Here is a 13,682-nt window from a genome sequence, read left to right as displayed (position 1 = left end):
AGAGAAGCTGGGTGAGAAATAAGGTGTAATATATTTCATGGTGTAATTTAACAAAGACTACTTTATTTTAGCTGACTTGAAGCTAATTGATCTCAACGCTCAAAATGGCAAAACCTTGGTGCCTGTAAAAACAGTGCCGCCCATCATTAATCGAGTGGCTTCGCTAAAGACCAAAGAAGTGATCTTCCGAGTCCTCCATAAGGATCTCCATAGCGAAAGCAACGGTTAGCAGGAGAGTCTGTAGAGCAAGGTCATCCGGCCACTGTGGTCCCCTTTCCAGATCAATAAAACACCAACTTGAGCGGTTGCAGGAACTGTCAGCGGAAAAACCAAGATTATCAATACTATTCTGATTCTGTTATTTTTATCACAGTATTTTGCGCCTATCTGGGGGCTGAGTCTTTCTCTTGCCGGTTACTGCAGTTCGTCTTCCAGTTGGTCCGCGTGTTTGTATAAGCAGTGCCTTGTTTCGGTGTCGCTTAAGTTTTTCAGTCGCCAGTGGATGGTGATGTGCTTCTCGCTTAGGCGGCAGAATTTTTCTGCTTGGGTGAGCTTGTTCAGCCATGCTGCAAAGTCTGATAGATTTCCTTGTTTGCTTTAGTAGTCAAAGTGGTTGATGGCGAAGCATGAGGACTCAAGGCTAGAGCTTTCCTAATTGGAAACCGACACTACGGGCCTGCCGATAAACTTGTCGAACAGGTATGTGTCGTGGCAGAAAGCCTGAAACGCCTTCTTCTCGGCTTCCTTCCGCCTGCCAGCCTGGGAAAGTATAATCGCCCTCCCAAACAAAAAGTCCGGAAAGCCGCTCTCATCCAGGAAGTTTTGTTGAACCAGTTGAGGTGACGAAGCCAGATCGGGAAATCGTCAAACTCTATGTAAAGCGCGAGTGGCAGATAGCGAAGACCCCGCTGGCGTCATAAGCACCGTCCCACCTTTTTTGTCAGCCGCAAGAGCATGTTTGATCAGCCGAATTTTGCTTTTAATCCTTTCTTGTTGTTTCGGTGTCATAGGCTGTTGCTCAGACAATTCTCTAACATTGCCTGTCACTACCATGTATTTAAAACATGCGTTTTAGCTGCACGAAACATGAAATTGGCCTGTGCTAATCCAAAAAGTGAAGCAGCAGGTTCCCTTTTAGGATTAGGCCGTCCCTCGAGGCGGGGCAGGGCCTGGGCTGCCAACGCCGCAGGTTAAAATAGTGAAAGATGTACAGCCATAACAATGTGCAGCAGGGAAAGGGCAACCCCTGATGCTTGCTGCTATCCGTGGCACAGCCTGCTTAAACTCGCATAATAGCACGGCTCACCATATTCAACAGCAGGCTTTTGTTGCCACACTTTTTTCTACATGTTGCTGTTGGTTGGCGGAAAATGCTTACTATCCCGAAGCCACCAGGCTTTTCAGGAGACAAGTACATGGGAGGAGCATTAAGCTATGCCTTGCCTCCCTATGACCACAATACAGCACTACCCGGCTACTGGCTTAGCCTCTCCATTAATGTAAGTAAGATGTGCTGAAAGCATCAATATTCATAAACTGAGCCTCGAAGAATTAAATCAAATTCGTTAACTAAAAATATAAATCAATGAATTTGATTTATTAAATAAAATTAAAAAAGTCTTGTGTATAATATTAAAAAATTGCTCCTTGAGTTTATCTACAAAATCTTAGATTATAATATTTAGCTGTTAGATTCGAAAGGTGAGTATTAAGCAGGAGAGTTTTTCATGCCTTGCCTTCAGTTATAAAGGCGTTGAAAGTGAACAGATATAGAAAGTAATTGGGTGATATTGCAGTTCTTTCCTGTAAGGCTTTTAATATATAGCCAATGCTAAAGGACTATGGCAAGCGCAGAAAAAGACTAAGCAAACAGCAGTAGGCTTGGTTACGAATTGAGGAAGTGGCGGAGGGGTGATTTGCTGAATAGAGGAAGGCTTTATGTCAATAGGAGCGGAGAAGGCTTAACAGGAGATTTGCCTCTGTCAAGTTGGCATCAAAATAAAAAGTTGCTGCGAAAGCTAAACGATTAATGTTTTCAATCTTAAAGACGGTGGTATGAGAAAATCTTTTATAGCTACAGGGGAAGCAGGCTTAGTAGAAGTCATAATCTGCTGTAAACATGACAAAGAGATAAACATACGAAGCTGCTGAAGATGACAAGCAATGCATAGTGGTAGCAATATCAGTGCAGGTCGGATACATTAGTTCAGCTTCTTAAACAGGGAAATAATAACCTCTCAACTCTTATTTTTTTATGAATCAAACTCTACTTACTAATAACTATGGGGGCTCTCGCCGAAGATGCTCCCTGCTATTGTTTGCCATGCTCGGAATTGCTCCGTTTGGCAGCTCTGCCACGGGGAGCATTGGGCAACTTAATTTGGAAATTGCCGCCTCCCCTGCAAATAAGAATCAAGATGAAGCCGTGTCAGGTGTTGTAACAGACGCTAATGGTGAACCTTTGCCTGGCGTTTCTGTCTTGTTGAAGGGAACGAACACCGGTACTGTAACTGGTATCGATGGCAGTTTCACACTCAATGTGAACGGTGTAACACAGCCTGTGCTTGTTTTTTCCTTTATTGGATTTGAAGGGCAGGAGGTCGCCGTCGGCGACCGAAAAACCATTGCTGTGTCGCTGCAGGAAGACACTGAAGCGCTTGAAGAGGTTGTGGTAGTTGGCTATGGGACGCAGAAGAAGGTTAATCTTACAGGCGCTGTATCCACAGTAGAGTTTGACGAGGCCCTCGAAAATAGGCCTATCACCAATGCATCACAGGCACTGGCAGGGAAGGTTTCTGGAGTTTGGGTAAGCCAAAACTCCGGATCTCCGGGGAGTGACGCTGCAACATTAAAGGTAAGGGGATTTGGCACACTCAATAACTCTGACCCACTAGTGTTGATAGATGGGGTGGAGGGTCCTTTGTCAGAACTCAATCCAAATGATATTGAGTCGATGACTGTATTAAAAGATGCAGCTTCAGCAGCAATATATGGTTCCAGGGCTGCCAACGGCGTGGTGTTAGTCACAACCAAAAAGGGTGTCAATGCTCCCCCACAGCTCTCCTATAATGGCTACTACGGCCTTCAGAAATTAGGCAGAAGGTACGAGTTGATTGATAACAGTGCTGAATATATGGAAATATGGAACGCTGCCGTTACCAATAATGGGGGTGATCCCCTTTTCCCATCAGATGTGATTGAGGCTTTCAGGAGCGGGCAGGACCCTTATTTGTACCCTAATACAAACTACTTTGATGAGGTGTTCGAGACAGCTGCCATTACGGAGCACAACATCTCGGTAAGAGGCGGAAGTGAAAAACAATCCTATTACCTGTCTCTCAATTATTTGGATCAGGACGGTATTGTGAAAGAGACTAGCTCAGAGCGCTTTGGCCTTAACCTAAGCCTGACTTCCAAGCTGAATGACTGGCTGGAAGTAGGTGGGCGTGTTCAGGCGACGAGAAAGAACTCCGAGAGCCCTTACCAGGGCATAGATAGAGTTCTGTACTTAATGATGAACGGCCATCCATTCAGTGCGCCTTACACCAGAGACGGCAGGTTTGGTGCTACCCAGGCCGTGTATTTAAACGGGGATAGAAAAGGAGACCCAATTGTTGACACACGGAATCCGTTTCCCGACCTGTATAATGGCAGGACCATAAATACCAGCAATTACCTGAATGCAAGTGTCAACGCCACTGTTCAAATCGCTCCCTCCCTCAGTTTTAGAACAACATATAACGCGCAATTCAACAATGATGTGTCGGATCGGTACAATGAGATAAACCGCGCCTACACAGATGCAGGCCGTGAGACTCTTTCATTAGACTATCCCTCAGTCATAACTAACATTCGCAATAACATTGACGAATTTTACTGGGTTAATTTTAATACTATCAATTATGAGAAGACCTTTGCTGACAGGCATACTATTTCTGGGATAATAGGTATGCAGACGGAAGAGCGCCGGATCAAAACTACAGGGGTGCAAAAATCAAATCCCCCGAAAGAAGGTTTGCACCAAGTGGACGCGGGAACGTCTAATGCAATAGCAAGTGGAAATGAGACAACCTGGCGCATGCTGTCCTATTTCGGGCGAATTAACTATAACTTTAATGAGAAGTATCTGCTTGAGGCCAATCTTAGGGCAGATGCCTCGTCCAGGTTCAAGACAGGGAACAAATGGGGCGTATTCCCTGCATTCTCAGCAGGATGGCGCTTGAGTGAGGAGCCCTTCATGGAGGATTTCACTTTTATTGATAACCTGAAGCTGCGGGCCTCCTGGGGAAGGCTGGGCAACCAGAATATCAGCGGAATCGCCGGAGACTATCCCTACTTGGTAGTTATCGCGCAGAATAATGGAACAAGCTATAATGTTGGCGGGCAACTGGTGCCTGGAGCGGCTGTAACTGCTCTTGTGGATGAAGATATCTCTTGGGAGACAACAGAGTCCGTGGACGTCGGTTTTGAGTTGGGCGTCTTGAACAACAGACTTAATCTTGAGTTCGACTATTTCAAAAGGAACACAGAGGATATACTGGTGCGGCTGCCCATTCCTTTGATCCTCGGAGGTGTCTCCGCACCTGTGCAGAATGTGGGAGAGATGAGCAACAGCGGAGTTGAGCTGAGTGTAAACTATCAGTCGGATAGCTATAATAAAGACTGGAGCTATAGAGTCGGCGGCAATTTTTCGGTGGTCACAAATGAAGTGGTAAAATTCATCGAGAACTCACCTGATCAGTTGTACCTGATTCGTGAAGGCTATTCTTACCGGTCCCTATATGGATTAAACGCAATTGGAGTATATCAAACCGATCAGGAGGCCTCTGAACATCTCCCGAACAACAGCTATACTCCTGTGGCGGGCGACCTAAAATATGAAGATGTCAACGGGGACGGGAAAATAAACTTTATGGACAAGCAGGTGCTTGGGAATACTATTCCTAAATATACCTATGGTTTAAACGTAGGGGTGTCATATAAAAGTCTCAGCCTGGATATAGTGACAACAGGAATAGGGGGAGTATCGGCCTATACGCAAAACGCGTGGACAGAGCCTTTGGGGATTTCAGGTGGATCAGTAACGGAGAGGTGGAGAGACGCCTGGACAAAGGAGAATCCGAGCACCACTTTACCGATGATAAAGGTCAACGACACTTGGAACCGCCAGCAGTCTTCTTTCTGGATGTCTGACCTATCCTATTTCAAAATCAAAAATGTCCAGTTAAGCTATGATCTGCCAGCATCCTGGATGAAAGGCATACTGGTTAAATCAGCGACATGCTACATCAACGTCCAAAACCTGCATTCGTTTGTATCAAGCCAATATGAAGGTTTTGACCCTGAGCGCAGTACTTTTGATTCAGGAGCCAGTCTGTATCCTGTGCCAATGACTACTTCTCTGGGTGTTAATGTTCAATTTTAAACCGGGTGTCAATTATGAAATATCAGATAGCTGTACTGTTCGCTCTAATGTTGAGCATATCATCCTGCAAGGAAGAATTTTTGGAGGTACTACCTGATGACAGAATTGTCCAGGATACCTTCTGGCAGAGCGAGAACGATGCCGTCATGGCTTTATATGGTGTATACAATGTTCTACAGGACCGGTTTATATATGGGTATGGAGGCGGTGTGGACGCTGCCTCCCCCAACGCTCATCAGTGGGCGCACTGGGAAGGAATGCACATGCAGGTTGGCAACGGTACCATTCAGTCAGGTGATGGCGGGATTGTGACAGGCAGGTGGACTGCAGCCTATAAAGGTATAAACCGCGCTAACTTCTTCCTGGAGAACATTGATAAGGTGGAGATGGCTGAAGAGCAAAGGGAAGTGATGAAGGGGGAGGTGTATTTTCTGAGAGGCGTGTTCTATTCCCTGTTAGCCAATAGCTATGGAGGGGTGCCCATTATCACGAGCTCTTTATCCGTTGAGGAATCCAAGCAACTTGAAAGGGCATCATTAGAAGAAACCTGGGCACAGGTTCATGCTGATTATGACAAGGCAATCGAAAGGCTGCCCGTAAGTGCTGCCATAACGGGAAGAGCTACCCTAGGGGCTGCTTTAGCCATGAAAATGCGCGCCTACCTTTACCAAGCGGAATGGGAGAAAGTAGTGGAATATGCAGATAAGGTGATTGATTTGGGTGTATATGATCTTTTCCCGAGCTACCAAGGGCTTTTCCAGGTTGCCAATGAAAACAACATAGAAGTAATATTTGATGTTCAGTTTATGAGCGGCCCGTTCTCACAGGGCAGTATATTTGACCGCTACTGGCAGCCGCAAAACCTGAAGTTCGGCATACCTGGCTCTAATTCAGTTGCCCCCATACAGAATCTGGTTGACGCCTACGAAACAGTTGATGGCTCACCGGTTGATCCGGCAAACCCGTATGAGAACCGTGATCCCCGGCTTGAGTTTACAATTCTAAGGCCGGGTGCTTATTTTCAAGGGCAGCTGTATCCTGATGAAATCCAGAACCACACCGGCCAGCGTGTAGGATTCGGCATACGGAAGTATACCATCGAAGACCAGCAAATTACGGCGGGTCAGTCTCCTCTTAATTTCATTGTGCTGCGTTATGCGGATGTGCTGTTGTCAAAGGCGGAGGCATTAATTGAAAAGGGGGAGCCGGATGTCGCCCAGGCTTTAACTATACTGAATCGGATCAGAACAGAGCGTACTGATGTGCAGCTTTCTCCTGTCCCCTTGAATCTTAGCGTAGATGAAGCGAGAGAAAAGATGAGGCACGAGCGCCGCATAGAGCTTGCTTTAGAAGGCTTGTATTGGGCTGATGTAAGAAGGTGGGATATTGGGCCAGATATCTATCCAATAGAAGTCAGAGGAAACGGAGGAGAACTCATCAATACGAAATTTCCCGGCGGTTATAACAGTGAGAAGGATGATTATCTGCCGATCCCAGATGGTGAAATCTCCCTGAATCCTAATTTAGAGCAGAATACAGGCTATTAGGGTGATCAAAGCAGGCGATAGCGCTTGGCCCCATGGTTAGAGGCTATGAAGACAGAAGCCTGGGCAAGTATAGAGTTGCCGTGCCGGGGCATCCCTGAGCATGTCAACAAAAGCCTTCTTACTTTTCAGACATAAGCTATAGTTTTATAGCCTCTATCTTTTTAGATGTATTTGTTATTTAAGGATCCTTCCCGATATTTTTCAAAGGGAATGAAACAAGAAGAATCATGAAAAACATGATCAAAAGCACAGGCTGTCTGTTGCTGGCATTATTCACTTTTGTCAGCTCCACAGCAAACAGAACTGTTTTGAAGTAGAGTCAAACCTTTAACTTTGAACAGTTATTCATGAAGAGAAAAACATTTCCCCCGCAGCAGATCGCCCGGATACTCAACGAGTTCGAGCAGGCAAGAGCGCGGCAGAGATCAGCTGGGAGCATGGCGTAAGCCAGGCGGCCTTCTACAAGTGGCGCTCTCGCTACAACGGCATGGATGCCACAGAGCTAAAGCGGCTAAAGGAGCTGGAGGAGGAGAACCGCCGCCCCAAGGCCATGTACGCCGAACTGGCCCTGGACCTGAAAGTAGCCAAAGAGATTATCGAAAAAAAAGCTTTAACGCCCTGCCAGAAGCGACAGATAGCTCAGGAAGTGGCCTCTTTGCCAGAGGTAGGCATCAGCAGGGCGTGCCGTGTGCTCAAACTGAGCAAGTGCGTCTACTACTACAAGAGCAAGAAGGACGACTCGGCCGTGGAAGAGGCGCTGCGGCAGAAGGCCGAGCAGCACCCGCGGGAGGGCTTCTGGAAAGCCTACCACCGGCTGCGCAAGGAAGGCAAGCCCTGGAACCACAAGCGCGTGCACCGGGTCTACAAGAACATCGGGCTGAGTAGCAGGAGGAAAGCCAAAAAGCGGCTGCCCGAGCGGGTAAAGGAGCCCCTGCAGGTGCCTGAGGAGGTGAACCACACCTGGTCGGTTGATTTTATGAGCGACGCGCTGGCCAGCGGAGTGAAATTCCGCTCTTTCCACGTGATGGACGACTATAACCGGGAGGCGCTGCACGTCAAGGTTGGCTTCTCCCTGAAGAGCAACCGGGTGGTGTGGGTGCTGAACCGCCTGATCAGGAGAGGGGAGAAGCCAAAGCGCATCAGGATGGACAACGGGCCGGACTTTGTTGCCTCGCTGACGGAGGAGTGGAGCCGCATGCACGGCATCGGGTTTGTCTATATCTAGCCGGGCAAGCCGACACAGAAGGCCTTCATCGAGCGCTTCAACGGCACCTTCATAGAGCATGTGCTGGACGCGCATCTGTTCGACTCGCTGGACCAGGTCAGGCAGCCAGCCCAGGGCTGGCTGGGGGACTACAACCACCTCCGCCCCCATGACAGCCTGGGAGGGATGAGTCCGGTGGAGTACGCCAGGGCAAACGCGATGGGTGTTCACAGTGGTGGTAGCAGAAGTGAATTTAAATCTGTTGAATTATATACTCCAGGGTAGTTCTAAAGTTGGGGAGCTGACAACGGGAGGTAAAGATATAAGCCCTTGCTCAATTTTTTGCTGGTAGCCAGCCACCAATGGTGAATAGTTTTGACATTTTGAATGCCAAGTTCCTGCATAATTTGCTTGGCATCTTCGCCGCCAAAAAGTACGCGAAAGGCAGCGGCCTCTTTGACTTTCTCGCTATACTGATAACGGTTAAGTAGTTCTCGACTGTGGTCTTCCATAGGGATAGTTCGTTTGAAAAACTGTCAACCTATAGCAGGACAAGACCCAATACCATTCTCCTGACAAAGCTGTTGATCTGTAGTTCCAGAGGCGTCACCTCCTCCGCTATGCTTTCCATGCTCTTCAGCCTCGTGCCGTTGCCGATGGCTGTCACCGTGGCAATGGGCAGGCCGCTGGCTACTGTAGTGCCCTGGTATACAAAATGATCTTCCTGATGCTGGTCTTTGAACACCGCCAGAGACTTCCCGGTCAGAATAGACTCATCAACAGTGAAATCGTTTGCCTGCACGATACTGCCATCTGCTGCCACCAGACCTCCCTTCTCTACCATCAGTTTATCACCAATTACCACATCCCCGATTTTAATTTTCTCCACCTGCCCGTTGCGGATCACCTTGCCGTTTGGCTGCGTGTTGCTGCGTAGCTTTTCCAGTGCATTACGGCTTCTGTTGTCCTGGTACAGGGATATGGCGGCCACCATCAGAATAGCAGCAGCCAGGAAAATACTGTTGCCTACGTCGCCACTGATACAGTAGACCAGGGAAGCCACCAGCAACAAAACCAGCATTGGCTCTTTAGCCAGGCGCTTAATGGCAGCCCAAAGCGGAATTTCCCTGCGCTCTTCCAGCCGGTTCAGCCCATACTTCTCCTTGGCGGCGAGCACCTGTTCTGTGCTGAGCCCTTGGATGGACATCCGTTGTTCAGGCATTTTTACTTCAGGCATGAGAGGGGTAGGATTAAGTTCTATTCCTGTATACGCTACTCCTCTGGCTCTTTCACAGCAGAGAACGGCTTGTTGACGGAATAACATCCAATACAACAACTCCTTGTAATATAACCTGTATAATTAAAATGTTAACTTAAACTATTTTTATAAAGATGAAAATACTCAGTATCTTATTGGTTGTTTTACTTCTGGGTAGTTTGGCGTGTGCACAATCTCAGAAACACAGTCAGACTTTGGATAACCTGCAGAAGGCTTATCAGGCGGAGGCGAACGCCTCACGACGCTACGAAATGTTTGCCAAGAAAGCAGCCGAGGAGAATCATAAGCAAATTGCCCATCTCTTCCAAGCAGTCTCCAGGTCGGAGTCGGTGCATATGCAGAACCATAAAAGGGCGATCGAGGCAATGGGCGGCACTCCCGCAAAAATAAAGTATGAAGAAGTAGAGGTGGAAACCACCCGTGATAACCTGGAGGAGCCTATTAAAGGCGAAAAGCAGGAAACCGAGGCGCTGTACCCGGAGTTTGTAAAAATAGCCAAACAGGAGAAGGCTTCACAGGCCGAGAAATCCTTTACCTATGCCATGCAGGCGGAGGCGCAGCATGAGGAACTTTTCAAGGATGCCCTGAAAAACCTTGGTAAGAACAAAAAGCAGGACTACTATGTCAGCTCTCTTACTGGCTCCACCATAGCCACTGACCCTGGAAAACCGGCTCCAAAACCTGAACACAAAGGGGAAGAGTTCATGAGGATTGAGTATGGAGCCCTCTCAAAGGCAGCCAGACTCGATTAATATGGACGCAACCCACATCCGCTTGCTGCTCAACCATTATCCCATCATTGGCACCCTTATCTGAGCTGCCGTCATGCTATGGTGGATCATGCGGGATGATAAAAGCATAAAAGCCATCGCAGCAGCCATCGTCATGGCGATGGCTGTCATGGCCGTTCCGGTATATCTGACCGGCGAGCCGGCCGAGGAGCGGGTGGAGCATTTGGCCGGCGTGTCGGAGGCCATGATAGAGGAGCATGAGGAGGAGGCGGAGGTGGCTATCATGGTCATGGCCCTCGCCGCCCTCGCAACCCTGATCGCCTTGCTGCTTCAGTACCGCTCCGGGTCTAAAATTCCATTTGTCCTTGCCTTTGTGCTCACCCCATGCAGGTTCTCACCTCTTCCAGCTTGGAAAATTATTCTTATAGGGCATGCAATCATATAAGTTAATCCATCTTAAATCACATATTACATATCTGATAACTTTAAATTATGAAATCATGAAAAAGAACAGTTCCATGCGTTTTTTGTTAAGTTTCGGTGTGTTCATTTTTGGATTCACCATCCAGTCTTTCGCTCAGAATGTCGTCTTGCCCGAGGTGAAAATAGTCGCTGTAAACTACAAATACCTTAACTCGGTAAATGATAAGGAGACGGCTATGCCTGTGCAACGCCTTGAAAGGGAAGCTGCAGCTTATGATATAAAAACTGCATCATTTTACGAAGATGAATATGATAACTATTTTGTTTCCTTTTACATTCCCGAAGGCAAGATTCTGGCTTCCTATGATAAAGACGGAAAACTTTTGCGCACTGCGGAGAAATTTAAGGATACAGCCTTGCCGCCAGCAGTGAGACAAGCCGTGAGTAAAAGGTTCCCGGAATGGAAGATCACCAGAGATGTGTATTTGGTAAACTACCACGAATCAACAGGGGCTACAAAAAGATATAAAATTTTATTGGAGAACGGAGATAAACGCATTAAGGTAACAACAGATGAAAATGGAGAATTTCTTAAGTAAACGTGAACTCGGCAATTAAGCATAAATTCTGGCAGGCCTGAAGCCATTGTTCTGGTCCAGAAACGTGTAGGCGGTAAGGCCGGAGAGAATCTGGGCCAAGGCGTTCATTCGGTTGCGGTGGCGGGTTTGATCGATATCACATTCCGCCATCAGAATGTCGTTGACTGCCTCGATACTGCCACGCTTGAGAAAGTTGGCCTTGTCAGAGAGGGTAAGGAGTCTGTTTTTCATGTTGCGCCGCACCTTGGTGATTAGGTGCAGGCCCTCCTCCAGTAGTTCCTCATAAATGGAGGAGAGATAGCCTCTATCGCCATAACACTTGCCTTTGAGCCCGGAGAGCAGAAAGGAGAGCACCTTCGGGTTATTGTCGGCCACGTTGACCGGAGTGAGCAGGAAGCGCACCAGTTAGCTGTGCCCATTGGTCACCAGGTGCAGCTTGAGGCCAAAGAACCAGCCGGTAGAGCCCCTGCCGCGGGTGGACAGCTCCCCGAAGATCCTGTGGGAGTGGATGCGGCGGTTGTCGCACACCGGCAGCTTCTTGGAGTCGGTGTAATAGAGCCCGCTTCTCTGGGAGCGGCCTGCCCGGTAGTGGGCCAAGCGAAAAGCATGCAGCAGCGCCTGCCTGGCCAGTTCCAGGAAATGGGTGTAGGAAACGGCCCGGGGGAGTAGCTTCTCATTTCCTCCAGGACCAGGCACTCGTAGTAGTACAGGAAGCACTTAAAGCCCGACATGTGGTAGAGCACCAGGAGGGTGAGCACCTCGCTCTCACTTAAGCCGTGCTTGCGGCCAGCCAGATGGCGCGGCTAGAGCCCCGCTTGTAGGGGATGGAAAGCCAAGTATTCCTTCAGCTCCAGGCAGAAATCATTATTGGCGCAGGAAACAGCAGCTGGCAATTTATTAACCGGTATGTCATGGCCCTCCTTTGTTAAAGTTCCATCGGCCTTATTTTCTGCCCAATGCATGGTGTTATTCATTTTAAACTTAGCATGATACTCGCCGTTCTTCTCTTTCCATTCTACCCCCTTCGCATTGTTATACTCCCTGTTGAAGCTGTTTTACATGTTCCGGCACATGCGTTTGGGTAAAGGCGGCAGCACTTGTACCAAAAGCTACCACGAGCATTAACATTAATTTTTTTCATCCTCAGAAACTGTTTTAAAATGAATTAAATCCTTTTTAAGATTATGCTGATCATGGCCAGATAGATCATACTCTGTGCGTTTGTTCTGTTTTTCTCATAGTCTTTGCTCAGGCGCCTTGCATGTAGCGTCCAGGCAAATGTTCTCTCCACCACCCACCTTCTGGGCAGTACCTTGAAGCCTTTCTGCTCATGCATCTTGCTGGCAGTCGGCTGCAAAGCTACAACACCAGAAGAAGGCATTCCGCGTTAAGCCTGCTGAGGACAAAGTACTATTAACTTTATAATTGCTAATGTCCTTCAGGGACGACGCACCTCAAAGGGCGGTGCGGTGGCTGGAGATTGCGAACTTACAGATGGTAAGCGGCAGGCTTGCCTCCGTGGCTTGTGCTGCAACTGAAGTTAACGGTGGTAATGGAGGATCAGGAGCGGGAGGAGTGTATGGTAAGCCATTTCTAGGCTGTAATCTTGGCGATGCGGATGCTGCCACAAGCGCTGGGGATGATACCCCATCACCAAAAAGTTTGCTTTGTGACGGCGGCAGAACTGGCTAAGACTGTCCTCGAGGTTGGTGCCGCGTTCAGTGTGGAAGGAAGTGTTCTTGTAAGAGAAGCGCTTGTGTTCCCGCTCATACTCGGCTTTGGCTATATCCGGGCTGCCGGTAAATTCGTCTGTTAATACATGCAGGAACAGTATTTCCGCCTCGAAAAGGCCTGCCAGCTTAAATACAAGGGACATATCGCTATACGGTTCACCCTGCAGGTCAGTGGCAAACACAATTTTATAGATTGGTTTGAAAGCAGCTGTTGGCGGTATGAGCAGCACAGGGCAAGGAGCTTTTTTTATTACATCCGCCGCCACTGATTTCAGAAAGGTTTCCTCGGACCCATTCGCCTTTTCGTTTCCAATTATCACCAGGTCTGCCTGAACCTCGGAGGCCTGTAGCGGGATGGTGTCACCGGGGTAGCCATATCCTACTTGGGTATGATAGGCTATTGGGATTCCCCATTCGGCATCTTCTAATTTGCATTTTAGGAGGTCCAGCTTGTTTTTCTGCACCTGGTGGTATGCAGGGTCTCTGGCAGGTGCAACCTGAGGGCTGCCAGTAGAGGAGGGGTCTGGCTCGACAACACTGTGGAACAGCTCGATGCGGGAGTTCATGCGCTGGGCAAGTTCCTCAGCATAGCGGATCGCATTTTCTGAGCTTTGGGAAAAATCGGTAGGACATAAAATTGTTTCCATGATAGCCTCTTCAGTTTAAATCTGAACTCTCTGCCTGCAAACTTAGTTTCCATTCCCCTTTCTGCATTGAAAAGAACATCAAACGAACATGCTT

8 protein-coding genes and 3 pseudogenes are annotated in these 13,682 nt (G+C 48.1%); 6 read left to right on the top strand and 5 right to left on the bottom strand.

What is annotated here, in order from left to right; all coding sequences use genetic code 11:
• The first annotated feature begins 2,323 nt into the window (after positions 1-2,323).
• The 3 genes and pseudogenes from GSQ62_RS03835 to GSQ62_RS03825 all read left to right on the top strand — a co-directional run bounded on the left by GSQ62_RS03835 (position 2,324) and on the right by GSQ62_RS03825 (position 8,461).
• Positions 2,324-5,425, top strand: coding sequence for a SusC/RagA family TonB-linked outer membrane protein (locus GSQ62_RS03835; RefSeq protein WP_161888281.1), 3,102 nt, complete (start codon positions 2,324-2,326; stop codon positions 5,423-5,425).
• Between the two features lie 14 nt (positions 5,426-5,439).
• Entirely contained in the window at positions 5,440-6,972 is a 1,533-nt protein-coding gene (locus GSQ62_RS03830; RefSeq protein ID WP_161888280.1) for a RagB/SusD family nutrient uptake outer membrane protein, read from the top strand.
• A gap of 347 nt (positions 6,973-7,319) precedes the next feature.
• Positions 7,320-8,461 (top strand): annotated as a pseudogene (locus GSQ62_RS03825) (IS3 family transposase).
• 2 nt (positions 8,462-8,463) lie between these two features.
• Here the strand turns inward: GSQ62_RS03825 and GSQ62_RS03820 are convergent.
• Together GSQ62_RS03820 and GSQ62_RS03815 are read right to left on the bottom strand one after the other, a co-directional pair.
• A complete protein-coding gene (locus tag GSQ62_RS03820; protein WP_161888279.1) occupies positions 8,464-8,688 on the bottom strand; it encodes a hypothetical protein in 225 nt (74 codons plus the stop codon).
• Between the two features lie 29 nt (positions 8,689-8,717).
• Entirely contained in the window at positions 8,718-9,413 is a 696-nt protein-coding gene (locus GSQ62_RS03815) for a P-type ATPase (RefSeq protein WP_202621835.1), read from the bottom strand.
• 155 nt (positions 9,414-9,568) lie between these two features.
• On the opposite strand from GSQ62_RS03815, the gene GSQ62_RS03810 reads away from it, so the two are divergent.
• The 3 genes from GSQ62_RS03810 to GSQ62_RS03800 all read left to right on the top strand — a co-directional run bounded on the left by GSQ62_RS03810 (position 9,569) and on the right by GSQ62_RS03800 (position 11,208).
• Complete coding sequence (locus tag GSQ62_RS03810; protein WP_161888278.1) at positions 9,569-10,207, top strand: rubrerythrin family protein; 639 nt, start codon at positions 9,569-9,571, stop codon at positions 10,205-10,207.
• Positions 10,208-10,280: 73 nt separating this feature from the next.
• Complete coding sequence (locus GSQ62_RS03805) at positions 10,281-10,631, top strand: hypothetical protein (protein WP_161888277.1); 351 nt, start codon at positions 10,281-10,283, stop codon at positions 10,629-10,631.
• A 55-nt stretch (positions 10,632-10,686) separates the two neighbouring features.
• Complete coding sequence (locus GSQ62_RS03800; RefSeq protein ID WP_161888276.1) at positions 10,687-11,208, top strand: nicotinate-nucleotide adenylyltransferase; 522 nt, start codon at positions 10,687-10,689, stop codon at positions 11,206-11,208.
• A 15-nt stretch (positions 11,209-11,223) separates the two neighbouring features.
• Here the strand turns inward: GSQ62_RS03800 and GSQ62_RS21220 are convergent.
• From GSQ62_RS21220 to GSQ62_RS03780, 3 genes and pseudogenes are all read right to left on the bottom strand, one after another.
• Positions 11,224-12,116: pseudogene (locus GSQ62_RS21220) on the bottom strand (IS982 family transposase).
• Between the two features lie 257 nt (positions 12,117-12,373).
• Positions 12,374-12,532, bottom strand: a pseudogene (locus GSQ62_RS03785) (transposase); the annotation flags it as partial.
• A gap of 216 nt (positions 12,533-12,748) precedes the next feature.
• Positions 12,749-13,588, bottom strand: a complete 840-nt coding sequence (locus GSQ62_RS03780; protein ID WP_161888272.1) for a universal stress protein — start codon at positions 13,586-13,588, stop codon at positions 12,749-12,751.
• Between the last annotated feature and the right edge of the window lie 94 nt (positions 13,589-13,682).

Origin of the sequence: Pontibacter russatus (assembly GCF_009931655.1) — a bacterium.
Classification (GTDB): Bacteria; Bacteroidota; Bacteroidia; order Cytophagales; family Hymenobacteraceae; genus Pontibacter; species Pontibacter russatus.
The sequence above is the reverse complement of the archived record's forward strand: the minus strand, read 5'-3'. Positions and strand labels throughout refer to the sequence as shown.